21 protein-coding genes and 2 riboswitches are annotated in these 23399 nt (G+C 74.9%); of the genes, 5 read left to right on the forward strand and 16 right to left on the reverse strand.

Going from position 1 to position 23399, the window contains the following annotated elements; translation table 11 throughout:
- Positions 1 to 17 precede the first annotated feature (17 nt).
- Entirely contained in the window at positions 18 to 329 is a 312-nt protein-coding gene (locus ACRYM2_RS11920) for a DUF3073 domain-containing protein (RefSeq protein ID WP_432522599.1), read from the forward strand.
- Between the two features lie 73 nt (positions 330 to 402).
- On the opposite strand, the gene purM is transcribed toward ACRYM2_RS11920, so the two are convergent.
- The 16 genes from purM to iolC form a co-directional block, all read right to left on the reverse strand.
- Positions 403 to 1518, reverse strand: coding sequence for a phosphoribosylformylglycinamidine cyclo-ligase (purM, locus tag ACRYM2_RS11925; protein WP_432522600.1), 1116 nt, complete (start codon positions 1516 to 1518; stop codon positions 403 to 405).
- On the reverse strand, positions 1515 to 3056 hold the full coding sequence (purF, locus tag ACRYM2_RS11930) for an amidophosphoribosyltransferase (RefSeq protein ID WP_432522601.1): 1542 nt from the start codon (positions 3054 to 3056) through the stop codon (positions 1515 to 1517). Before purF ends, purM begins: the two co-directional genes overlap by 4 nt.
- Positions 3057 to 3096: 40 nt before the next feature.
- The gene (locus ACRYM2_RS11935) at positions 3097 to 3447 is read right to left on the reverse strand and encodes a hypothetical protein (RefSeq protein ID WP_432522602.1); all 351 of its coding nucleotides are present in this window, start codon (positions 3445 to 3447) and stop codon (positions 3097 to 3099) included.
- Positions 3444 to 3836, reverse strand: a complete 393-nt coding sequence (locus ACRYM2_RS11940) for a sterol carrier family protein (protein ID WP_432522603.1) — start codon at positions 3834 to 3836, stop codon at positions 3444 to 3446. The genes ACRYM2_RS11935 and ACRYM2_RS11940 overlap by 4 nt, the downstream gene beginning before the upstream one ends.
- Before the next feature lie 35 nt (positions 3837 to 3871).
- Complete coding sequence (locus tag ACRYM2_RS11945; protein ID WP_432522620.1) at positions 3872 to 5272, reverse strand: L-serine ammonia-lyase; 1401 nt, start codon at positions 5270 to 5272, stop codon at positions 3872 to 3874.
- Positions 5273 to 5333: 61 nt separating this feature from the next.
- A complete protein-coding gene (gene gcvT, locus ACRYM2_RS11950; protein ID WP_432522604.1) occupies positions 5334 to 6509 on the reverse strand; it encodes a glycine cleavage system aminomethyltransferase GcvT in 1176 nt (391 codons plus the stop codon).
- A gap of 43 nt (positions 6510 to 6552) precedes the next feature.
- A riboswitch (glycine riboswitch) is annotated at positions 6553 to 6654 on the reverse strand.
- Position 6655: 1 nt separating this feature from the next.
- A riboswitch (glycine riboswitch) is annotated at positions 6656 to 6748 on the reverse strand.
- 103 nt (positions 6749 to 6851) lie between these two features.
- Positions 6852 to 7706: a sugar phosphate isomerase/epimerase family protein gene (locus ACRYM2_RS11955; protein WP_432522605.1), complete on the reverse strand. Its 855-nt coding sequence runs from the start codon at positions 7704 to 7706 to the stop codon at positions 6852 to 6854.
- Positions 7706 to 8764, reverse strand: a complete 1059-nt coding sequence (locus ACRYM2_RS11960; RefSeq protein WP_432522606.1) for a Gfo/Idh/MocA family protein — start codon at positions 8762 to 8764, stop codon at positions 7706 to 7708. Before ACRYM2_RS11960 ends, ACRYM2_RS11955 begins: the two co-directional genes overlap by 1 nt.
- A 31-nt stretch (positions 8765 to 8795) precedes the next feature.
- Complete coding sequence (locus ACRYM2_RS11965) at positions 8796 to 9650, reverse strand: ATP-binding cassette domain-containing protein (RefSeq protein WP_432522607.1); 855 nt, start codon at positions 9648 to 9650, stop codon at positions 8796 to 8798.
- Positions 9651 to 9657: 7 nt separating this feature from the next.
- Complete coding sequence (locus tag ACRYM2_RS11970) at positions 9658 to 10719, reverse strand: ABC transporter permease (protein WP_432522608.1); 1062 nt, start codon at positions 10717 to 10719, stop codon at positions 9658 to 9660.
- Positions 10720 to 10726: 7 nt separating this feature from the next.
- Positions 10727 to 11728 (reverse strand): sugar ABC transporter substrate-binding protein, encoded by a 1002-nt coding sequence (locus ACRYM2_RS11975; protein WP_432522609.1) that lies wholly within the window; start codon positions 11726 to 11728, stop codon positions 10727 to 10729.
- 115 nt (positions 11729 to 11843) lie between these two features.
- Positions 11844 to 12740, reverse strand: coding sequence for a sugar phosphate isomerase/epimerase family protein (locus ACRYM2_RS11980; protein WP_432522610.1), 897 nt, complete (start codon positions 12738 to 12740; stop codon positions 11844 to 11846).
- Positions 12741 to 12855: 115 nt separating this feature from the next.
- Positions 12856 to 14781, reverse strand: a complete 1926-nt coding sequence (gene iolD / locus ACRYM2_RS11985; protein ID WP_432522611.1) for a 3D-(3,5/4)-trihydroxycyclohexane-1,2-dione acylhydrolase (decyclizing) — start codon at positions 14779 to 14781, stop codon at positions 12856 to 12858.
- Positions 14782 to 14817: 36 nt separating this feature from the next.
- Positions 14818 to 15720, reverse strand: a complete 903-nt coding sequence (iolB, locus tag ACRYM2_RS11990) for a 5-deoxy-glucuronate isomerase (protein ID WP_432522612.1) — start codon at positions 15718 to 15720, stop codon at positions 14818 to 14820.
- A gap of 47 nt (positions 15721 to 15767) precedes the next feature.
- Positions 15768 to 16748 (reverse strand): Cgl0159 family (beta/alpha)8-fold protein, encoded by a 981-nt coding sequence (locus ACRYM2_RS11995; protein ID WP_432522613.1) that lies wholly within the window; start codon positions 16746 to 16748, stop codon positions 15768 to 15770.
- Positions 16741 to 17682: a 5-dehydro-2-deoxygluconokinase gene (iolC, locus tag ACRYM2_RS12000; protein ID WP_432522621.1), complete on the reverse strand. Its 942-nt coding sequence runs from the start codon at positions 17680 to 17682 to the stop codon at positions 16741 to 16743. Before iolC ends, ACRYM2_RS11995 begins: the two co-directional genes overlap by 8 nt.
- 243 nt (positions 17683 to 17925) lie before the next feature.
- Here iolC and ACRYM2_RS12005 point away from each other — a divergent pair, with 243 nt between their 5' ends.
- The 4 genes from ACRYM2_RS12005 to ACRYM2_RS12020 all read left to right on the forward strand — a co-directional run bounded on the left by ACRYM2_RS12005 (position 17926) and on the right by ACRYM2_RS12020 (position 23357).
- Positions 17926 to 18663 carry a GntR family transcriptional regulator gene (locus ACRYM2_RS12005; protein ID WP_432522614.1) on the forward strand — a complete coding sequence of 246 codons (738 nt, stop codon included), beginning with the start codon at positions 17926 to 17928 and terminating at the stop codon, positions 18661 to 18663.
- 82 nt (positions 18664 to 18745) lie between these two features.
- Entirely contained in the window at positions 18746 to 19972 is a 1227-nt protein-coding gene (locus ACRYM2_RS12010; RefSeq protein WP_432522615.1) for a phytanoyl-CoA dioxygenase family protein, read from the forward strand.
- A 48-nt stretch (positions 19973 to 20020) separates the two neighbouring features.
- On the forward strand, positions 20021 to 21646 hold the full coding sequence (locus ACRYM2_RS12015) for a PP2C family protein-serine/threonine phosphatase (RefSeq protein WP_432522616.1): 1626 nt from the start codon (positions 20021 to 20023) through the stop codon (positions 21644 to 21646).
- Between the two features lie 103 nt (positions 21647 to 21749).
- Positions 21750 to 23357, forward strand: a complete 1608-nt coding sequence (locus tag ACRYM2_RS12020) for a methyl-accepting chemotaxis protein (protein ID WP_432522617.1) — start codon at positions 21750 to 21752, stop codon at positions 23355 to 23357.
- Positions 23358 to 23399 lie beyond the last annotated feature (42 nt).

Consider the following 23399-nt stretch of genomic DNA (forward strand, 5'->3'; position numbering starts at 1 on the left):
GCGAGGGGGTCGACGCCATGGGGCGCGGCCGTCAGAAGGCCAAGCAGACGAAGGTCGCTCGGCAGCTGAAGTACTACAGCCCCGAGACGGACTACAACGCGTTGCAACGCGAGCTGCACGGCCCCGATCCGTACCGCCAGATGGGACGTCAAGAACCCCAGCCGGCGCCGGAGACGGACGAGGACGAGGACGGTGACGAGGCGGCGTGGGCCCGGTACTCCGGAGAGGACGACTACGAGGAGTGGGCGTCCAAGCGCCGCGCTGAAGCATGGGCCCGGTACTCCGGGGAGGACGGCTACGAGGAGTGGGTGTCCAAGCGCCGCGCGTGAGCGGCGTCCCCGAGCGCACCACCTGAGTCCTCACGAGGCATCGCACGAGGCGTGACGTCCCGCCCGCTGCCGTTCACCAGCCCTGGTGACGACCGCGGAGGAGCGTCACGCCTCCTGCGATGCCCTTTCCGTTGCTGGGGCCGTCCTCGGCGCCGCGCTCCCGCACCCGACCGCACACCCACGCCGGGATCCCGGCCTGCTCGACGCTGCGCACCACGGCGTCGGCCTGCTCGGGGGCGACGACGGCGACCATGCCCACGCCGAGGTTCAGCGTGCGCTCCAGGTCGTCGGCCGGCACCCGCCCGAGGTCGCGCACGAGCGAGAACACCGCGCCCGGCGTCCACGTCGAGCGGTCGACCTCGGCGGTGACCGTCTCGGGCAGGCAACGCGCGAGGTTGGCCGCCAGCCCCCCGCCGGTCACGTGGCTCAGGGCGTGCACGCCACCGCTCGCCAGCGTGGCCAGCACGGGACGGGCGTAGATGCGGGTCGGGGTGAGCAGCTCCTCGCCGAGGGTGCGCCCGAACTCCGGCACCTGCCGGTCGTAGCCCCACCCGGCGTCGGCGAACACCCGCCGCACCAGCGAGTAGCCGTTGGAGTGCAGCCCCGAGGAGGCCATCGCCACGAGGACGTCCCCGGCCCGCACGCGCTCGGCGCCCAGCACCTCGTCGGCCTCGACGACACCGGTCACCGCCCCGGCGACGTCGTACTCCTCGGGCCCCAGCAGACCGGGGTGCTCGGCGGTCTCGCCGCCGACGAGGGCGACCCCGGCCTCCTCGCAGGCCCGCGCGATGCCCGCGACGATCGCCGCCATCCGCTCCGGGACGACCCGGCCGCAGGCGATGTAGTCGGTCATGAACAGCGGGGTCGCCCCGACGACGACGATGTCGTCGACGACCATGCCCACGAGGTCGGCGCCGATGGTGTCGTGGGAGTCGACGGCCTGGGCGACGGCGACCTTCGTGCCGACGCCGTCGGTGCTCGTGGCCAGCAGCGGCCGGCGGTAGCCCTTGACCGCGGAGACGTCGTAGAGACCGGCGAAGCCGCCGAAGCCGCCGACGACCTGCGGGCCCTGGGTGCGGGCGACGGAGGCCTTCATGAGCTCGACGGCGCGGTCGCCCGCGACGGTGTCGACGCCCGCGTCGGCGTAGGTGGTGCCGGTGGCCGACGGGGTGGTGCCGGTGGTGCTCACTGGGAGGCCTGTCCTGCGTTCGTGCGGGAGACGGGGGTGATGGGGATCCGCGGCTTGTCCAGCGAGTGCTCGCCCAGGCGGTCGAGGTCGTTCAGCGGCACGGGGTAGTCGCCGCTGAAGCACGCGGTGCACAGCCGCTCGGTGGGCTGCTCGGTCGCGGTGATCATGCCCTCGGCGGAGATGTAGCCCAGCGAGTCCGCGCCGATGCTGCGGCGGACGTCGTCGACGGACAGGCCGTTGGCGATGAGCTCGGCGCGGCTGGCGAAGTCGATGCCGTAGAAGCACGGCCACGTCACCGGCGGGGAGGAGATCCGCACGTGGATCTCGGCGGCGCCCGCCTCCCGCAGCATGCGGATGAGGGCGCGCTGGGTGTTGCCCCGCACGATGGAGTCGTCGACGACGACGAGGCGCTTGCCCTGCACGACGTGCTTGAGCGGGTTCAGCTTCAGCCGGATCCCGAGCTGGCGGATCGTCTGGCTGGGCTGGATGAAGGTCCGCCCCACGTAGGCGTTCTTCACCAGGCCCTGCCCGTAGGGGATGCCCGACTCCTCGGCGTAGCCGATGGCGGCGGGGGTGCCCGACTCCGGGGTGGGGATGACGAGGTCGGCCTCGACGGGGTGCTCGCGGGCCAGCGTGCGGCCCATCTCGACGCGGGCCTCCTGCACGACCTTGCCGGCGATGGAGGTGTCGGGGCGGGCCAGGTAGACGTACTCGAAGACGCAGCCCTTCGGCTTCGCCTGCGCGAAGCGGCTGCTGCGCAGGCCGTCGGCGTCGACGGCGATGAGCTCGCCGGGCTCCACCTCGCGCACGAAGCTGGCGCCGCAGATGTCCAGCGCCGCCGTCTCCGAGGCCACCACCCAGCCGCGCTCGAGGCGGCCGAGGACCAGCGGGCGGATGCCCTGCGGGTCGCGGGCGGCGTAGAGGGTGTGCTCGTCCATGAAGACGAGGCTGAAGGCGCCCTGCACGTGCGGCAGGACCTCGGCGGCCGTGGCCTCCAGCGTGCGGTCGGGGTCGCCGGCGAAGAGCGCGGTGAGGATCGCGGTGTCGGTGGTGTTGCCCCGGGCGATCTCGCTGGGCGAGGGGCGCCCGCGCAGCACGGGCCGGGGCACGTCCGGCTGGCGCTCGGCCAGCAGCTCGCGCAGCGCGAACTGGTTGGTGAGGTTGCCGTTGTGGGCCAGCGCCACGGTGCCGCCGGCGGTCGCGCCCAGGGTGGGCTGCGCGTTCTGCCAGCCGCCGCCGCCGGTGGTGGAGTAGCGGGCGTGCCCGACGGCGATGTGCCCCTGCAGCGACTCGAGCGCGGCCTCGTCGAAGACCTGCGAGACGAGCCCGGTGTCCTTGAAGACGAGGATCTGCTCGCCGTTGCTGACGGCGATCCCGGCGGCCTCCTGGCCCCGGTGCTGCAGGGCGTACAGACCGTAGAAGGTGAGCTTGGAGACTTCCTCACCCGGCGCCCAGACCCCGAAGACGCCGCAGGCGTCCTGGGGGCCCTTCTCGCCGGGCAGCAGGTCGTGGTTCAGACGTCCGTCACCGCGGGCCACGTCCCGAGTGTGTCACACACCGGCCGCCGCGCCCGACCGGTCAGCGTCCGCGCGGGCGCCGGCGGCGCGCCGGGCGGGTGCCGGTGCGCCGGTCGGCGAGGACCGCCACCAGCGCGCCCACGAGGGTGCCGACGAGGGCGAAGGAGACGAAGAGGTAGCCGAACAGCGCGCGCTGGGAGTACCCGCCGGCGGGGTCGGTGACCGCGGCGACGACCGCGGAGGCGAGGAGGGCCACGACGAGACCGGTGAGCACGAACGCCCGGAAGCGCGGGGCCCGGCGGCGGGTGACCTGCACGAACGCGGTGGTCCCGGGCTCGGCGGCGCCCTCCGGCCGCGCGGGGGCGTCCTCCCGCTCGTCGGCGCGGGGCGGGGTGGGGGACGGCTCGCTCACGGGAGCACGGTACGCGGTGGCACGACGGGCAGCAGGTCGCCGAGGTCGGCGCGGTTGCCGCTGGCCCGCACCCGTCCGGCGGAGCGGGCGTCGGCGAAGGCGAGGCGGCCGGTGGCCAGCAGCACCCAGGTGAGCGCGTCGGTCTCCACCACGGCCGGCGGGGTGCCGCGGGTGTGGCGGGGGCCCTCGAGCACCTGCACGGCGCCGAAGGGCGGCACCCGCACCTCGACGCTGCCGCCGGGGTGGCGGGCGGCGAGCTCCTCCAGGCAGTGGCGGACGGCCGTCGCGAGCGGGGCCCGCGGCGGCTGCTCCCCCGCGTCGAGCAGGTCCTCCACCGCCCGGACGGCGGCGAGCCCCTCGGCGGGGTCGGTGCGGCGGCGGGGCGGCATCGCACCATGCTCGCAGCCGCGGGCGGGGTGCGCCCTCAGCACTCGGGGACGTTGACCCCCACGCCGGTGCCCGTGCGCGCACCGGCGCCGACGACGGTCAGGGCCAGCCCGCCCAGCGAGGTCTCCTTGTACTCGGAGCGCATGTGGGCGCCGGTCTGGCGCATGGTCTCGATGGCGGTGTCGAGGCTGACCACGTGGGTGCCGTCGCCGCGCATCGCGGTGCGCGCGGCGTGGATGGCGGTCGTGGCGCCGACGGCGTTGCGCTCGATGCAGGGGATCTGCACGAGCCCGCCGACGGGGTCGCAGGTGAGCCCGAGGTGGTGCTCGACGGCGATCTCGGCGGCGTTCTCGACCTGCTCGGGCGTGCCGCCGAGGACCTCGGCGAGCCCGGCGGCCGCCATCGCGCTCGCCGACCCGACCTCGCCCTGGCAGCCGACCTCCGCACCGGAGATGGACCCGGTCTCCTTGAGCACGATGCCGATGCCGCCGGCGGCCAGCAGGAAGCGGACGGTGCCGGCGTCGTCGGCGCCGGGCACGAAGCGGCGGTAGAAGTGCAGGACGGCGGGCACGATCCCGGCGGCGCCGTTGGTGGGGGCGGTGACCACGCGCCCGCCCGCGGCGTTCTCCTCGTTGACGGCGAGCGCGAACAGGCTCACCCAGTCCATGGCCTGCAGCGCGTCGTGGTGCCCGCCGCCCTCCTCGGTCAGCAGCTGGGCGTGCAGCCGGGGCGCGCGCCGGCGGACCCCCAGCCCCCCGGGCAGCACCCCGCCGGTGACCAGGCCGTGCTCGACGCAGGCCGCCATGGCCCCGAAGATCCGCAGCAGCCCGGCGTCGACCTCCGCGGCCGGGCGCAGGCTCTCCTCGTTGCGGCGCACCAGGTCCGCCACCCCGAGCCGCTGCTCGCGGCAGTGCGCGAGCAGCTGCGCACCGGTGCGGAAGCCGAACGGCAGGCCGGCGCCGGTGCCGACGACGGGTGCCTCCTGCACGAGGGGGTGCTCGCGCACGAACCCGCCGCCGACGGAGTACGCCGTGCGCTCGGCGAGGACGGCCCCGCTCGCGTCGCGGGCGGTGAAGACCATGCCGTTGGGGTGCGCGGGCAGGGCGCGCGGGACCAGGCGGACGTCGGCGTCGGGGTCCAGGCGCACCGGGTGGCGCCCCAGCAGCCGCAGCTCGCCGGTGGCGCGCACGCGCTCCAGGAAGGCGGGCACGCCGTCGGGGTCGACGCTCTCCGGGCGCTCGCCGGCCAGGCCGAGCAGGACGGCGCGGTCGCTGCCGTGGCCGCGGCCGGTCGCGCCGAGGGAGCCGTGCAGGTCGACGGTGACGGCGGCGGTCCGCTCGAGCAGGCCGCGCCCGGCCAGGTCGCCGGCGAAGGCCAGGGCCGCGCGCATCGGGCCGACGGTGTGCGAGCTGGAGGGGCCGATGCCGATCGAGAACATGTCGAAGACGCTCAACGGCGCGGCCGGGGCGGCCGCCGCGGCGCCCGCGGGGGCGGCCACGTCAGCGCTGCCGGCGGTAGAAGGGCAGCTCGACGACCTCGACGGGCAGCAGCGTGCCGCGCACGTCGACGGCCAGCGCGGTGCCGACGGCGGAGCGGGCGGCGTCGACGTGGGCCATGGCGATGGGGTGCCCCAGGGTCGGCGACAGGGCGCCGCTGGTGACCTCGCCGACGACGGCGCCGTCCGCGCCGAGCGGGTCGACGACGGCGTACCCGGCGCGCGGGGCGCGGCGGCCCTCGCCGCGCAGGCCGACGAGCACGCGGGCGGGCGGTTCCGCGGCCAGCAGCCGCAGCGCCGCCAGCCCGACGGACTCCACGTCCTTGTCGAGCGCGACGACCCGCCCCAGCCCGACGGCGTAGGGGTCGGTGGCGGTGGTCAGCTCGTGGCCGTACAGCGGCATGCCCGCCTCCAGGCGCAGCGTGTCGCGGCAGGCGAGGCCGGCGGGGACGCCGCCGTGCGCGCGGGCGGCGCCCAGCAGCGCCTCCCAGGCGGGCACGGCGTCGGCGACGGGGACGAAGACCTCGAAGCCGTCCTCGCCGGTGTAGCCGGTGCGGGCCAGCAGGACCTCGGTGGAGCCCTGCGCGAGCGCGAGGGTCGCGGGGGTGCTGCGGTAGTAGCGCAGGCCGTCGAGCGCGGCGCCGCCGGGCAGCGCCAGCAGCGGGGCGAGCGCGGCCGCGGCGACGGGCCCCTGCACGGCGATGAGCGCCCAGCGGGCGGTCTCGTCGGCGACGTGCGCGTCGAAGGGGCGGCAGCGGTCCGCGAGCGCGACGACGACGGGCTCGACGTTCGCGGCGTTGGCGACGACGAGGAACTCCTGCTCGCCGAGGCGGTAGGTGACGAGGTCGTCGACGATGCCGCCGGCGTGGTCGACGACCATGCCGTAGGCGGCGCGGCCGACGGCCATCGCGGAGGGCCGGCCCACCAGCGCGGCGTCCAGGGCGCGTCCGGCCTCGGGCCCGCTGACGCGGATCTCGCCCATGTGGGAGAGGTCGAAGACCCCGGCGCTCTCGCGCACGGCGCGGTGCTCGGCGAGGTCGGAGGCGTAGCGCACCGGCATGGACCAGCCCGCGAAGTCGGTGAACGAGGCGCCGAGGGCGGCGTGCGCCGCGGCGAGCGGGCTGGCGAGGGGGGTGGTCCGTGCGCTCGTCGGCGGGGTGGTCTGCGCGGCCGGGGACATGGGGCTCCTCTCGTCGCGGCCGCCGGGTGCGGCCACGTGCTGGACCCCCTCTGTCAGGTGGACCTGAGAGCTTCACCGGCGGCGCTGGCGCGCCGGGCGGCTTTCCCCGTCGGTGAGGACGCGGACGTCCTGCTTTCCAGAGCGGCCTGCCCGTGGCGGTACGTGGACCTGAGAGGTTCCGGGGTGGTTGCTCCTTCGGTGCCCGCGCGGGACGCGCGGGGCTCTCCCGCCGGGGTTCGCGGCCGTGTGTTCAGTTGTGCGTGCCGCCCCAGCGTCCCACAGCAGCACGGGCCCCGGCCAGCGCGCGGCAGGGGCGGGCGCCGCACCGGCGCCCGCCGCACCTCACCAGCGGTCGACGAGCTCCTGGATCCTCTCGCGCATCAGGCGGCTGGACTCCTCGCGCCGCTCCTCCCAGGCGAAGACGCTGGAGCACAGCGCCCCGTCGAAGCCGATCTCGCCGAGCGCGGCGAAGATGCCGTCGAAGTCCACCTCGCCCTCGCCGACGTCGAGGTGCTGGTGCACGCGGGCGCTCGAGCCCGGCGGGTTGACGATGTAGCGCAGCCCCGAGGAACCGCGCGGGTCGAAGGAGTCGGCCACGTGGACGTGGCGCAGCAGGTCCCCGGCGTAGCGCACGATGCCCGGGCCGTCCCCGCCCTGGTGGAAGGTGTGCGGGGTGCAGTAGACGAACCCGACCCAGGGCCGGTCCAGGCCGCGCACGAGGTCGACGGCGCGGAAGCCGTCCTCGACGAAGTCGTCCGGGTGCGGTTCCAGCCGCAGCTCGACCCCGGCCGCCTCGAACACCGGCGCGAGCTCTTCGAAGGAGTCCAGGAAGCGCGCCTCGCTGGCCTCCGGCAGCTCGGGGCGGCCGTTGAACTCCGACTGCACCACGGGCACGCCCAGCTCGCTGGTCACCTCGACGATGCGCCGGACGTTGCGCACGGCCGCCCGGCGCTCATCCTCGCCCGGGCCGGACCAGCGCTGCACGAACTGCGTCGAGCACACCCCCACGCCCGCGGCGTCCAGGGCCTTGCGGAAGGCGCGCACCCCGGCCAGGTCGATGCGCGGGTGGCGGAAGAAGGGGATGAAGTCCTCGCGCGGGGACAGCTCGATCCACTCGTAGCCCAGGTCGGCGACGATCCCCGGCAGCTGCAGCAGCGGGACGTCGCGGAACATGTAGGTGTCGAGGGCGATCTGCATCAGCCGAGCCCGTCGGGGCGCTCGCCGAGGTCGACCTCGACGCGGCGGCCGGTGCGCAGGGACTCCACGCCGGCGGCGCAGACGGCGGCGGCGGCGTAGCCGTCCCACACGCCGGGGCCGTCGACGCCGGCGCCGCTGCGGACGGCGTCGACCCAGCGCTGGAACTCGGTGTCGTAGGCGGCGCCGAAGCGCTGCCGGAAGTCGCCGGGGACCGCGCCGCCCCAGCCGGCGGCCGAGTGCCGCACCAGGCCGACCCCGAGGCCGATCTGCGCGCTGCCGCGCTCGGCGACCAGCTCGGTGCGGACCTCGTAGCCGACGGTGGTGTTGACGAAGATCTCCACGTCCACCAGCGTGCCGCTCGCGGTCTCCATGAGGACGAACTGCGGGTCCTGCAGCCCCTGGGGGGCGTGCGAGGTGCGCCCGGGGGTGAGCACGGTGATGGCGGTGATCTCCTCGCCCAGCAGGAAGCGCGCCACGTCGACCTCGTGGACGACCGAGTCGAGGATCAGCATCTCGGAGCTGAAGTTCGGCGGGGTCGTGGCGTTGCGGTGCGCGCAGTGCAGGAACAGCGGCCGGCCCAGCTCGGCCGAGGCGATCAGGGCGCGCAGCCGCTCGTACTCGGCGTCGAAGCGGCGCATGAACCCGACCTGCACCAGCCGGCGGCCCAGGGCCCGCTCGGCCTCGACGACCGCGCGCGAGGTCTGCGGGGAGGTGGTCAGCGGCTTCTCGCACAGCGTCGGCCTGCCGGCCGCGATGGCCCTCAGGACGAGGTCCTCGTGGGTGAACCCGGGGGTGGCGACGACGACCGCGTCGACGTCGGGGTCCTCGATCGCGGCGAGGGGGTCGTGCAGGGCGCGCACGCCGAACTCGGCGGCCACCGCGTCGGTGCGGGCGGCGTCCACGTCGCTGACGGCGACGAGCTGGGCGCCCTTGGTCAGGGTCGCCAGCCGCCGCGCGTGGTCCTGGCCCATCATGCCGACCCCGAGCACGGCGACCCGCAGGTCGCGGTCGTAGCCCTGGCGAGCGGTGTGCGGGTTCTCTTGCGTCGCCGTGCTCATGCGGTCAGTCCTCGCTTCTCGGTTCCTGGGTTCAGAGGTGCTCGTCGGCGTCCCGGCCCGGCGCCGTCAGGGCCGCGGCGGGCTCGGGGGTCTGCCCGGGTGCGGACAGCTCGTGGCTGAGCGCGGCCAGCTCGGCCCCGCCGGCCATCTCGTTGGTGAGCTCGTCCAGCGTGATGTCGCTGCGGGGGCGGTCCAGCGAGACGTTGCCCCGGTTGAGGATCACGAAGTGGTTGCCCACCAGGTAGGCGTGGTGGGGGTTGTGGGTGATGAAGATGACGCCGAGGCCGGCGTCGCGGGCCTTGGCGACGTACTTGAGCACGACGCCGGACTGCTTGACGCCCAGCGCGGCGGTCGGCTCGTCGAGGATGAGGACCTTGGCGCCGAAGTGGATGGCCCGCGCGATGGCGATGCACTGGCGCTGCCCGCCGGACAGGGCGCCGACGGGGCGTTCGAGGTCGGGCACGCTGATGCCCATCTTCGTCAGCTCCTCGTCGGTGATGCGGATCATCCGCTGGACGTCGAGGCGCTTGAACGGCCCCCAGCCGGTGGTCAGCTCCGCGCCGAGGAAGAAGTTGCGCCAGATCGACATCAGCGGCACGAGGGCGAGGTCCTGGTAGACGGTCGCGATGCCCCGCTCCAGGGACTCGCGCGGGGAGGTGAAGCGCACCTCCTCGCCGTTGACCACGAGGCGCCCGTCGGTGTGCTGGTGCAGACCGGCGATGACCTTGATGAGCGTGGACTTGCCGGCGCCGTTGTCGCCGAGCACGCAGGTGATCTCGCCCTGGCGCACCGACAGCGACACCCCGCGCAGGGCGTGCACGTTGCCGTAGCTCTTGCCGACGTCGGTGAGGCTGAGGATCTCGGTGTTCGGGGTCTGGGTGGTCATCGGGCCCTCACCTCTTCGCGGCCTGGTTCTTGACGACCAGGTTGACGATCGTGGCCAGCAGGAGCATGACGCCGAGGAACAGCTTGAACCAGTTCGCGTCCCAGCCGGCGTAGACGATGCCCAGGCTCGTCATGCCGAAGATGAGGGCGCCGATGGCCGAGCCGACGGCCGAGCCGTAGCCGCCGGTGAGCAGGCAGCCGCCGACGACCGCGGCGATGATGTAGATGAACTCCTGGCCGACGCCGCCGCCGGACTGGATGGAGTCGAAGCTGAAGAGCTGGTGCATCCCGACGAACCAGCCGGCGAAGCCGACGGTCATGAACAGCCCGATCTTGGTCTTGCGCACGGGCACGCCGACCGCGCGGGCGGCCTTGTCGTCGCCGCCGACCGCGAAGATCCAGTTGCCGACGCGGGTGCGCAGCAGCGTCCAGGTCGCCAGCGCGACGAAGAGCAGCCACCACAGCACGGTGATCTTGATGCCGACGCCGCCGACGCTGATCGTCGAGGCGAACACCGCCTGCGCCGAGGAGAACCCGTCCATGTCGGCCACGGAGTCCGAGGACACCCCGCCGGTGAGCAGCTTGGTGACGCCGAGGTTGATGCCCTGGAGCATGAAGAACGTGCCGAGCGTGATGAGGAAGCTCGGCAGCCCCGTCCGCATGAGCAGCCAGCCGTTGAAGGCGCCGATGGCCAGCGCCAGCGCGAGGGCGACGAGGACGCCGACCCACAGGTTCAGCCGCAGCTGGAAGGCGAACGTCGAGGCCGCCAGCGCCGAGGTCGTCACGACGACGCCGGCCGACAGGTCGAACTCGCCGCCGATCATGAGCAGCGCCACCGCGACGGCCATGATGCCGATGGTGGAGGCGGAGTAGGCCACGGTCGCCAGCGACGGGGCCTGCCGGAAGGTCGGCGCGACGACGCAGAAGAGGACGAAGACGGCGAGGGCGCCGATGAGCGAGCCGATCTCCGGGCGCGAGAGCAGGCGGGAGGTGAGCGAGCGGGTCTTGACCCGGTCGTCCTTGGCCCCCAGCGCGGGCGGCGCCGCGGGCGTGCTGACGGAGGTGCTCACGAGGGCATCACCTGGTTCCGTTGGCCGCGAAGTCCGCGACGCGGTCGACGTTGCTGGAGTCGATGAAGGCGGGACCGGTCAGCGTGGCCTGCCCGCCGCCGATGGTGTTGCCGTTGGTCTTGTACAGCCACAGCGAGTCGACCGCCAGGTAGCCCTGCAGGTACGGCTGCTGGTCGATGGCCCACTGCACGTCCCCGTCCTGGATGGCGCCCATGAGCTCCTTGTTGGTGTCGAAGGTGGCGACCTGCGCGCTGGAGCCGGCGTCGGCCACCGACTTCACCGCGGTGAGGGCGAACGGGGCGCCGAGGGTGACCACCCGGTCGATGGTGGGGTCCTGCTGCAGCTTGGAGGTGATGGACTGCTGCACCGAGGGCATGTCGGTGCCGGTGACGTAGAGGTTCTCCGTGCTGCCGCCGGCGAAGCCCTCGGCGACCCCGGCGCAGCGGGCCTCCAGCCCGACGTGGCCCTGCTCCTGGATGACGCACAGCGCCTTCTTGGCGCCGTCGGTGGTCAGCCGCTCGCCGGCGGCGACACCGGCCAGCCGCTCGTCCTGGCCGAAGTAGCCCAGCGCCCCGCTGGCCTGCCACTCGTCGAAACCGCCGTTGAAGGCGACGACGGGGATGCCGGCCTCCCCGGCGGCCTGGACGGCCGGGGCGAGCGCGTCGGCCTTGGCCAGGGTGACGGCGATGCCGTCGACGTCGGAGTCGATGGCGCTCTGCACGAGGTTGACCTGGTCGGCGGCCTCGGGAGCGCCCTGGAAGTTCAAGTCGACGTTGTCCTTGGCGGCGGCGGCCTCGGCACCGGAGCGGACGATGTCCCAGAAGGTGTCGCCGGGGGCCGCGTGGGTCACCATGGCGATCGTCATGCGGGGGGTGTCGGCGACACCGGCGGCCGCGCCGTCGCCGCCCTCGTCGTCGGGGCGGCCGCCGGACGAGCTGCACCCGGCCATCGTCATCGCCGCGACGGCGACGAACGCGGCGACGGTGGTCCTGCGCGAGCGAATCCTCATCGATCCGGTCCCTTTCTCCCCGGGCGGTCCCCGCCCGTTCTGGTGGAGCCCGCTGTGGCTCAGCGGGGTGCTGCGGTGGAGCGGTGGTGCGGCCCGCCCGGGGCGGCCGCACCGGTCAGGCCTGCGGCAGCCGGCAGGAGCGCAGGTAGGAGTTCGTCCGCCGCGCGATGGGCAGCGGCACCTCGGGGGCGACGGGGTAGAGGTCCTGCTCGACGATCGCGAAGACGTCGCGGCCCAGGCCCTCCAGCGCCTCCAGGACCTGCGGCATCGCCGGCACGCCCTGCGGCGGCTCGACCATGGCGCCGAGCTTGACCGCGTCGCCGAAGCCGAGGTCCTCCGCCTTGACCTTGGTGACGACCTGCGGGTCGACCTGCTTGAGGTGGGCGTAGGCGATGCGGTCGGGGTACCTGCGGATGATCTCCAGGTTGTCCCCGCCGGAGTAGCTGACGTGACCGGTGTCCAGGCACAGCTTCACCGCGTCGGGGTCGGTCATCGCCAGGAACCGCTCGATCTCGTCCTGGGTGTCGACGTGGGTGTCGGCGTGCGAGTGGAAGGCCATCTGCAGGCCGTACTCGTCCGCGACCGCCGCGCCCAGGCGGTCCATGCCGGAGGCCAGCCGCCGCCAGCCCTCGTCGTCGAGCGTGCGCGGTTCCAGCGCCTCGCCGGTGGTGTCGCTGCGCCACTGGCCGGGGATGACGACGAGGTGGGTGCCGCCGACGGCCCGCGTCAGCGAGGCCACCTGCTCGACCTGCGCCCAGGCCTCGTCGTAGTGGTCCGGGCGGTGCAGCGCCGCGAAGATCGTGCCGGCGGACACCTTCAGCGAGCGTGCGGCGAGCTCGTCGGACAGCCGCTGCGCGTCCGTCGGCAGGTAGCCGTACGGGCCCAGCTCGATCCACGCGTAGCCGGCCTCGACGACCTCGTCGAGGAAGCGGGTCCAGGGGGTCTGCAGCGGGTCGTCGGCGAACCAGACGCCCCAGGAGTCGGGGGCGGTCCCGATGGTGATGCGGCTCACTGAGCTGCCCTCCACGTCGTCGTGCGCCCGCGGCGGAGCGGGCAGGGGAACTGTCGCGCGGACCGGCGCGACCTGTCAAGCATTTGTCCAGACATATTGACGTTCTCGGGGCGGTTCACACGAGCGGGCGCTGCCGCGCCTTCTGCCGCTCGTACTCGGCCCGGGCGCTCCGCGTGGACTCCAGGTGGGAGACCTCCGAGACCGGCACGTCCCACCAGCCGCCGCCGTCGGGCGCCTCGGAGTGCAGGTCCGTCTCCACGTGCACCAGCGTCGAGGACGGGGACGCCTTCGCCTCGCGCAGCGCCGCCACCAGCTCGGCGCGGGTGTGCACGCGCAGCACCCGCACGCCGAGGCTCTCGGCGTTGGCGGCCAGGTCCACCGGCAGCCGCTCCCCCGCCAGGTGGCCCTCCTCGTCGCGGTAGCGGTACCTCGTGCCGTAGCGCTGGGAACCGCGCGACTCGCTGAGGGCGCCGATGGAGGCGAACCCGTGGTTCTGCAGCAGCACCACGATGACCTTCACGTGCTCCTGCACCGCCGTCACCAGCTCGGTGGGCATCATGAGGTACGAGCCGTCCCCCATCGTGATGAACACGTCCCGGTCGGGCGCGGCCATCCGCACGCCGATGCCGCCGGGGATCTCGTAGCCCATGCAGGAGTAGCCGTACTCCACGTGGTAGCCCTTGCGCTCGCGGGTGCGCCACATGCAGTGCAGGTCGCCGGGCAGCGAACCGGCCGCGCACACGACGACGTCGCGCGCCTCGGCGACCTCGTCGACCGCGCCGAGGACCTCGGCCTGCGCCAGCACCCCGTCGCGCTCCCCCAGCCCGGAGGAGTAGTACCGCTCGACGACGGCGTCCCACTCCCGGTTCAGCCGGGCCGCGCGCTCGCGGTAGGCGTCCGGGGTGGAGAACCCCGCCAGCTCGGCCGTCAGCGCCTCCAGCGCCTCGCGGGCGTCGGCCAGCACGGGCAGGCCCGCGTGCTTGACGGCGTCCAGCCCGGCGACGTTGACGTTGACGAACCGCACGCCGGGGTTCTGGAACGCGGTGCGCGAGGCCGTGGTGAAGTCGGAGTAGCGGGTGCCGATGCCGATGACGAGATCGGCCTCGGCGGCGATCTCGTTGGCCGCCGTGGTGCCGGTGGACCCGATGGCGCCCAGGCACAGCGGGTGGTCGTAGGGCAGCGTGCCCTTGCCGGCCTGCGTCTGCCCGACGGGGATGCCGGTGGCCTCCACGAAGGTGCGCAGCGCCTCGTCGGCCTCGGAGTAGGTGACACCGCCGCCGGCGACGACCAGCGGGGCCTTCGCGGAGCGCACGAGGTCCCCGACCTCCTGCACGAGCGCCCGCTCCGGCACCGGCCGGGCGATGCGCCAGGTGCGCTCGCGGAACAGCTCGGCGGGCCAGTCGAAGGCCTCCGCCTGCACGTCCTGCGGCAGGCAGACCGTGGCCGCCCCGGTCTGCGCCGGGTCGGTGAGCACCCGCATCGCGCCCAGCAGCGCCGCGGGCAGCTGCTCGGGGCGCCACACCCGGTCGAAGAAGCGCGACAGCGGCCGGAAGGCGTCGTTGACCGAGACGTCGTAGCCGGTGTCCGCCTCCAGCTCCTGCAGCACCGGCGAGGCGACGCGGGTGGCGAAGACGTCGCTGGGCAGCAGCAGCACGGGGATGCGGTTGACGGTGGCCAGCGCGGCACCGGTGAGCATGTTCGACGAGCCCGGCCCGATCGAGGCCGTCACGGCCATCGTCTGCAGCCGGTCCTTCTGGCGCGCGTAGCCGACGGCGGTGTGCACCATCGCCTGCTCGTTGCGGCCGGTGATGTACGGCACCTGCGCCGGCGCCTTCCAGCCGTCCCCGGCGTCGGCCTCCAGCTCGGCCTCCAGCAGCGCCTGGCCGATCCCGGCGACGTTGCCGTGGCCGAAGATGCCGAGCACGCCGCCGAAGAACTGCCGGCGCTGCCCGTCGCGCTCGGTGAACTGGCTGCTGAGGAAGCGGACGACCGCCTGCGCGACGGTCAGCCGCACGGTGCCGCTGGGGGTTTCGGTGCTCATGGCGATCGGCTCCGATCGGTTCGTGGCGGGGACGGGTCAGGCGCCGGCGGGCGCGGGGTAGAACGGCAGGCGCGGGTCGACCGGCTGGTCCTGCCACGTCGCGCGGACCCAGCCGTGGGCCGGGTCGTCGCAGATCTTCCAGGCCCGCTCGGCCTCCGGGCCGGCCATGACGTTGAGGTAGTACATGTCGTGCGAGGGGGAGGCGATGGACGGGCCGTGCCAGCCGTGCGGGATGAGCACGACGTCACCGGAGCGGACCTCCTCCAGCACGTCGACCGGGCGCTCGGCGTCGCCGTAGACGCGCTGGTAGCCCAGGCCCGGTCCCGCGGTCCCCGGGGTGCCGGCGGGCGCCCGGGAGCGGAACTCGAAGTAGTAGACCTCCTCCAGATCGCTCTCCACCTCGCTGGTGCGGTCGTGGCGGTGCGGCGGGTACGAGGACCAGTTCGCGGCCGGGGTGAGCACCTCGCAGGCGATGAGCTTGTCGGTCTCGAACGCCTGCGGGGTCGCGAAGTTGTTGACCTGCCGGCTGCACTGGCCGGCACCGCGCAGCTCGACGGGCACGCCCTCGGCGGGCCCGTAGCGGAAGGGCAGGCGGCGCGTCGCCCGTGCGCCCGGGAACGAGAACACGCCGCCTGCGGCACTGGAGATCGTCAGCTCGCTGTCGCGGCCGACGTACGCGAAGTCGCTGACGCCCTCGAAGACGCCGGCCCGGCCGCGCAGGTCGAGCGAGCGGCCGTCGACCTCGACGCGGGCCGCGCCCGACAGCGGCAGGACGAGCAGCTCCTCCTCGCCGGTGGCGAACGTGCGCGAGCCGCCCGGGGGCAGGGTGAGCGTGCGCAGGCTGGAGAAGCCCCAGTGCGCCGACTCGGGGGTCACCACGAGGTCGAAGCCGTCGCGGGCGGAGCTGCCGCGGGGCAGGTGGAGCGGGGAGCCGGGCACGGCGGTGGTCCCTCCTGCGGGTGTCGGGGGTCTGCGGGCGGGGTCGGTCAGTGCACCAGGCTCGGGGGGGGGGGGGGGGGGGGGGGGGGGGGGGGGGCGGGGGGGGGGGGGGGGGGGGGACAGCGCACCCGGCGCGCCGGGCCCCCCCCCCCGGCGGCCACGTCGTCGTCCGGGGGGTACAGCAGCGTGCGGCCGACGGTCAGCCCGCGCACCGAGGGCAGGGCCAGGGCCTTGCGCCACGTCGCGAACGTCTCCTCCGGCGAGGTCGTCGGGTCCCCGCCCAGCAGCACGGTGGGCAGCGTCGTGGCCTCCATGACGCGTTCCATCTCCTCCACCACCGGCAGCTTCAGCCAGGTGTAGGCGGTCGTGCGGCCCAGCGCCTGCGCCACGTTGACGGACTTGATGACGCCGTCGGCGGACAGGTCGTGGACGACCGCGCCGCCTTCGCGGCGCGACCAGAACGGCTCGACCATCGCGATGAGCCGGTGCGCGGCCAGTTCGCTGATGGCGTCGGCGGAGGCCGTCAGCGTCGGCAGCGTGCCCGGGTCGTCGAGCGCGATGCGGGTGAGGAACTTGCCGCCGTCGAGGTTGGCCTCGGCGATGGAGCGCGCGTCGTAGCCGGTGAAGCGGTCGTCGAGCTCGAAGGCGGCGCCCTGCAGGCCGCCGCGGTTCATCGAGCCGACGACGACCTTGCCCTCCAGCGCCCCGAGCAGGGTGAGGTCCTCGACGATGTCGGCGCTGGCGAGCAGGCCGTCGACGCCCGGGTCGGCCAGGGCGACGCGCAGCCGGTCCAGCAGCTCGGTGCGGCTGGCCATCGCCATCGGCCGCCGGCCGACGCCGTTGGCGCCGCGGGCCGGGTGGTCGGCGGCGACGACCATGAGCCGGCCGTCGGCGGGCAGCACGTGCTCGCGGCGGCGGCGGGCGCGGGCCACCTCGGCGATGCGCTCCGGGGCGAAGGCGCGGATCTGCGAGACCTCGGCGTAGTCCTGGGCGAACCCGGGGTGCTTCGCGCTGGGCTCCTCAGGCACGGGCGGCGACCTCCTCGAGCAGGGCCTCGACCTCGCGGGTCGTCGGCATGGCGGTGGAGCACTCCCGGCGGGTGGCGACGATCGCCCCGGCCGCGTTCGCGAACCGCAGCACCCGCTCCAGGTCCCAGCCGGCCAGCAGGCCGTGGCACAGGGCCCCGCCGAACCCGTCACCGGCACCGAGGCCGTTGACCACCTGCACGGGGGTGGGCGGCACCTCCACGACCCGGGTGCCGGAGCCGTCGCGGGTCATGCCCAGCACCCCGCGCGGCCCCTGCTTGACGATCGCGACGTCCACGCCCGCCTCCAGCAGCGCCTGCGCCGCGCGGCGGGGTTCGCTCTCGCCGACGGCGACCTCGCACTCCTCCTTGTTGCCGACCGCGACGGTGACGTGCGGCAGCGCGCGCCGCACCTGCTCGCCCGCCTCGGCCGGGTCGCTCCAGAACATGGGCCGGTAGTCCAGGTCCAGCACCGTCAGCGGGGCGCGCTCGCGGGCCCGCCAGGCGGCGTGGTGCGCCCCGCGGCTGGGTTCCTCGCTCAGCCCGGTCACGGTGGCCCAGAACACCCCGGCGCCGCGGACCGCGTCCAGGTCGAGCTCCTCGGCGCGGATCTGCAGGTCGGGTGCGGTGGGCAGGCGGTAGAACAGCAGCGGGAAGTGGTCCGGCGGGTACATCTCGCAGAAGGCGAGCGGGGTGTTCAGCCCCTCGACGCCGGAGACGAAGGCGTCGGAGACGCCGAGCTCGGTCAGCGCCTTGTGCACGAACGTCCCGAAGGCGTCGTTGCCGGTGCGGGTGATCACGGCGCAGGACCGGCCGTGGCGGGCCGCGGCGACGGCGACGTTCGTCGCGCTGCCGCCGAGGTACTTGCCGAAGGTCTGGACGTCCTCGAGGCCGACGCCGTCCTGCAACGGGTACAGGTCGACGCCGACCCTGCCCATCGTCACCACGTCGAACGCGGCGCTGCTGCTCACGCGAGCCTCCCTCGTCATCGTCGGCGGATCCGCGCGAGGCCTGGCCCGGGGCCGCAGCGGCGCGGTGACGGGCCCACCCTGGCCCGGTTCGCGCGACACTGTCAAGCATATGTCATGACAAATTGACGTGCTGACGTGAAAGGCACCTGCGGGCTAGCATGACGACCCGGCCGGTCGCGGCTGGCAGCGACGCTGAGCACAGGAGCCCCGGTGGACGACCTCTTCGACGACCTGGACCGGTCCAGCCCGGTCCCCCTCTACTTCCAGGTCGCCCGCCAGATCGAGCAGGCGATCGAGGGCGGCAAGCTGCCCCCCGGGTCCCGGCTGGAGAACGAGATCACCCTGGCGGACCGCCTCGGGCTGTCCCGGCCGACGATGCGCCGGGCCATCCAGCAACTGGTCGACAAGGGCCTGCTCGTGCGCAAGCGCGGGGTGGGGACCCAGGTGGTGCACGGGCAGGTCACCCGCCCCGTCGAGCTGACCAGCCTGCACGACGACCTCGCCGCCCACGGCCAGCGGCCCAGCACCCGCGTCCTGCTGCACGAGGTCGTGCCCGCCCCCGGCGAGGTCGCGGCCTCGCTGGCCGTCGCGGAGGGCAGCCCCGTGCTGCACCTGCGGCGCCTGCGCTGCTCCGCCGACGAACCGCTGGCGGTGCTGGAGAACTGGCTGCCCGAGCAGTTCACCGACCTCACCGCGGCCAGCCTCGCCGAGCGCGGCATGTACCAGCTGCTGCGCTCGCGGGGGGTGGGGATGCGCGTGGCGCGCCAGCGCATCGGCGCCCGCCGCGGCACCACCGAGGAGTGCCGGCTGCTGCAGGAGAACCGCGGCAGCCCGCTGCTCACGATGGAGCGCACCACCCACGACGACTCCGGGCGCGCGGTGGAGCGGGGGCGGCACGTCTACCGCGCCAGCCGCTACGCGTTCGAGGTCACGCTCGTCGACCGCTGAGGCGGCGCGGCGCGGCGGGCGCGCGGCGAGGGCGCCGCGCCCCACGACCCCCAGGGACCCCGACGGCGAGGAGGCCGACCCGATGAGCACCCCCACCAGCGCCCGCACCCCCGTGTGGTTCGGCCCCGGCGACTGCGACCTGGACGCCTTCCGCGCGCTCGTCGAGGTGCGGACCCGGGCCGAGGACCACCCGCACGCCGACAGCCTCGAGCAGGGCGTGCCCGTCTACGGCGAGCGGCTGCGCACCCGCCTCGCCGATCCCGCCGACCTCGCCGCCCGCCGCGAGGTGCAGGCCGAGCTGGTGCGCGCCCTCGCCGACGGGCCGGGGATCGTCGTGTTCCGCGGCGCCTTCGCGCCGGAGGTGGTCGACCGCGCCACCGCGGTGTTCCGCGCGCTCATCGCCGAGCAGCGGGCCGCCGGCGGCGGCGGTGGCGACCACTTCGCCACGCCCGGGGCCAACGACCGCGTCTGGGGAGCGCTGGACAAGTTCGCCCTGCGCGACCCGGCGGCGTTCGCCGACTACTACGCCGCCGACGTCCTCGCGCTGGTCTGCGAGGCGTGGCTGGGCCCGGGGTACCAGGTCACCTCGCAGGTCAACGTCGTCAACCCGGGCGGCACCGCCCAGCGCGCCCACCGCGACTACCACCTGGGCTTCATGGACCGCGAGCAGGCGCTGCGCTACCCGGCGCACGTGCACGCGCTCTCCCCCGCGCTGACGCTGCAGGGCGCCGTCGCCCACGTCGACATGCCCGTCGAGAGCGGCCCGACGCTCTACCTGCCGCACTCGCAGAAGCACCCCGCCGGCTACGTCGCCTTCCACCAGCCGGAGTTCACCGCGTACTTCGAGGAGCACCGCGTGCAGCTGCCGCTGGCCCAGGGCGACGCGGCGTTCTTCAACCCCGCCCTCTTCCACGGCGCGGGTTCCAACGTCTCCGCGGACGTGGAGCGGATGGCGAACCTGCTGCAGGTGTCGTCGGCGTTCGGGCGGGCGATGGAGACCGTGGACACGCGGGCGGTGAGCTCGGCGGTGTTCGGGGTGCTGCGCGAGCGGCGCGCCGCGGGGGCGCCGCGGGACTGGCTGCGCAACGTCGTCGCGGTCGCGGCGGAGGCGTACCCGTTCCCGACGGACCTGGACCGCGACCAGCCGGTCGGCGGGCTCGCACCGGCCTCCGAGGCCGACCTGCTGCTGCGGGCGCTGGAGCAGGACTGGGACCGGCAGCGGCTGGAGGCCGAGCTCGACGCCGCGCAGGAGCGCCGCGGCGGCGGGCCGCGCCGAGGAGGCGCGGACCGGGCCGGGAGCACCGCCTGACGAGACTCCTCGTTGTCGTCCGCCACGCAGTGCGACGACAATGGCGGGATGGGCACCGTGCGACGGCTGCACCGGCGGCCGTCGCTGACGCGGCGGGTGCTCGGCACGGGCGCGGTCCTCGTCGTCCTCGTCCTCCTGGCGGGCGCCCTGCTCGGCGGCACCGGCTGGCAGCTGCGGCAGGCCCAGCGCGCCCAGGACACCGTCGACCACGCCCTGCGGGCCGACACCGACCTGCTGCGCGGCTTCGTCGACGAGGAGACCGGCCTGCGCGGGTACCTGCTGACCGGCGACGGGCGCTTCCTGGCCCCCTACCGCGACGCGCAGGCCGTCCTGCCCGCCACGACCACGGCGCTGCGCACCCACGTGCGCGACCTCGGCGGCCCGGCCTGGCTCGTCGACGGCGTCGCCGACGCGCACCGGCGCTGGTCCACCCACGCGCAGCGCCTGATCGCCCTGGCCGGCAGCGGGCAGCTGGACGCGGCCCGCACCTGGGCCGCCACCGAGCGGGGCAGGCAGCTCTTCGACGCCATCCGCACCCGCAACGCCGCCCTCGTCGCCTGGCTGGAGGCCGCCGACCGGCGCCAGCAGCGCGCCGTGCAGGTGCAGCAGCGGCGGCTGTTCGTCCTGCTCGGCACCAGCCTGGCCGCGCTGCTGGCCGTCGTCGTCACCGGCTGCCTCGTCGTCTGGCGCACCCTCACCCGCCCGCTGGGCCGGCTGGCCCGCGCCGCGCGCGCCGTCGCCGACGGCGACCTGTCCGCCCCCGCCTGGCAGCCGGCCCCGCGGGTCGCGCCCGAGGTGCGCTCGCTGGCCGCGGACGTGCAGGCGATGCGCGACCGGCTGACGGCCGACCTGCACACCACGCGGGAGGCGCTGGGCGCCCTGGAGCAGAGCGGCCCCGCGATCGGCGCCCTGCGCGCGGCCCTGCAGCCCTTCGACGAGCACGTCCCCGGCCTGCGGGTCAGCGCACGCCTGGACCCGGCCGAGGGGCTGCTGGCCGGCGACTGGTACGACACCGTCCGCGTCGGGGACGACCGCCTCGTCGTGGTCCTCGGCGACGTCGCCGGCCACGGCCCCGTCAGCGCCGTGTTCGCGCTGCGCCTGAAGCACTCCCTGGCCACGGCGCTGCGCGGCGGCGCGAGCCCGGGGCGCGCCCTGGAGCAGGTGAGCCGCCAGCTGGCGGACGTGCCCCCCGACCTGTTCGCGACCGTCCTGCTCGTCACCCTCGACACCACCGCCGCCGCGCTGACGTGGGCCAACGCCGGGCACCCCGCCGCGCTGCTGCTGCCGCAGGGCCGCCGGCGCGAGGCCGTCGAGCTCGGCGCCACCGGGCCCCTGCTCTCACCGGTCACCAGCGGCTGGAGCTGGCAGGAGGGCGTGCACCCCTTCACCACCGGCGACGTCCTGCTGGCCTGCACCGACGGCATCCTCGAGGCGCGCGACGGGCGGGGCCGCGAGTTCGGCGCCGACGGCCTGGCGCAGGTGGTCGGCGACGCCGGCCGGGCCGGGGAGCTGGCCGACGGGGCGCGCCTGGTGGACGCGGTCGCCGCCGCGGTCGTGCGGCACAGCGCCCCGCTGCCCCGCCGCGACGACCAGACCCTCGTGCACGTGCTGGCCACCGGCCGCACCGGGCGCCCACCCGCCGCGCGGCACGCCTCCGCCGCCCTCGACGGCTGAGGCGGCGGCCCCGGTCGCCCCCGGTCGGCACCGCTCAAGGACCCGCCGCCCCGTGCCGATGCCTCCTGGAACACCCCACGCACCGAGGAGCGCTGTCCGCACCATGCCCGAGGACCCCGCAGGACCCCGCCGTCGCACCTTCGCCGACCGGCCCGTCGCGCTGCGCGTGGCCTCCTCGGTGCTGGTCGGGCTCGTCGCCACCGGGACCGTCACCGGCATCGCCGTGCACGAGCTGGCCTCCCAGCGCGACCAGGCCGTCGCCCTGCACGCCGTGAACGTCGCGCAGAACGCCTCCAGCGACTTCCGCCAGCTCACCTCCCAGGCCCGCTACGACTCCACCCTCATCACGTGGGTGCCCGGTCTCGCCGAGGACCCCGCGTTCGCGAAGACCTACGCCGCCGACGTCGCGGCCGTCGAGGACCTGCTCTCGCGCGTCCAGGCGCAGGCCGCCCCCGAGCAGGCCGAGGCGCTGGAGGCGCTGCAGGCGCAGTGGCAGACCTGGAAGGCGGCCGAGGAGGAGCTGACCGAGCGCTCCCTCGCCGGGGACGTCCAGGCCGCCGGGGCGTTCTACGTCTCCGACGTCGCCCCCGCCTGGGACGGCCTCGACGCGATCCTCACCGGGCTGGAGGACGCCAACACGAAGGCGGCCGACGCGGCGCTGCAGACCGCCCAGGACGCCTACTCCGAGGGCCGGCTGCTGGTGCTGCTCATCGCCCTCGTCGGCGCGCTCGGCTCCCTGGGCACGGGCGTCCTCGTCGCCCGCGGCATCACCCGCCCCGTGCAGGAGGTCGGGCGCGTGCTCGCCGCCCTGCGCGACGGCGACCTGACCGCGGAGCCGCGGGTCCGCAGCCGCGACGAGATCGGCCGGATGGCCGCCGCCCTGCACGAGGCGCTGACCTCCCTGCGCGCCACCCTGCGCGGGGTCGGCGACAGCTCCGGCGAGCTGTCGCGGGCGGCCGAGCAGCTGTCTGCGACCTCCTCGGAGATCTCCCGCTCCGCCGACGAGTCCTCCGCGCAGGCGGCGGTCGTCACCACGGCCGCCAACGACGTCGCCGGCAGCGTGCAGACGGCCGCCGCCGGCGGCGGCGAGATGGAGCTGAGCATCCGCGAGATCGCCACCAACGCCGCCGAGGCGGCCCGGGTGGCGGCCCAGGCGGTCGCCGAGGCGGAGACGACGACGCAGACGATGACCAAGCTGGGCACCTCCAGCCGCGAGATCAGCGACGTCGTCAAGACCATCACCTCCATCGCCGAGCAGACCAACCTGCTGGCCCTCAACGCCACCATCGAAGCCGCCCGCGCCGGCGAGATGGGCAAGGGCTTCGCCGTCGTCGCCGGCGAGGTCAAGGAGCTCGCCCAGGAGACCGCCCGCGCCACCGAGGACATCTCCCGCCGCGTGGAGGCGATCCAGGCCGACACCGCCGGCGCGGTCGACGCGATCCGCAGCATCTCCGAGACCATCGCCACGATCAGCGACTTCCAGACGACGATCGCCTCGGCCGTGGAGGAGCAGACCGCCACCACCAACGAGATGTCGCGCTCGGTGTCCGAGGCCGCGGGCGGGGTGCAGGAGATCGCCGCCAACATCACCGGTGTCGCGACCGCCGTGCGGACGACCACCGAGGGCGTCTCCCGCTCGCAGCGCTCCGCCGACGAGCTCGCCCGGATGTCCGGCGAGCTGCGGGCGCTGGTGGGCCGCTTCCGCTACTGACGCCCCGCACGCACGAGCGCCCGGCACCTGCGAACAGGTGCC

The organism is Kineococcus aridisoli (genome assembly GCF_050871885.1).
GTDB lineage: Bacteria > Actinomycetota > Actinomycetes > Actinomycetales > Kineococcaceae > Kineococcus.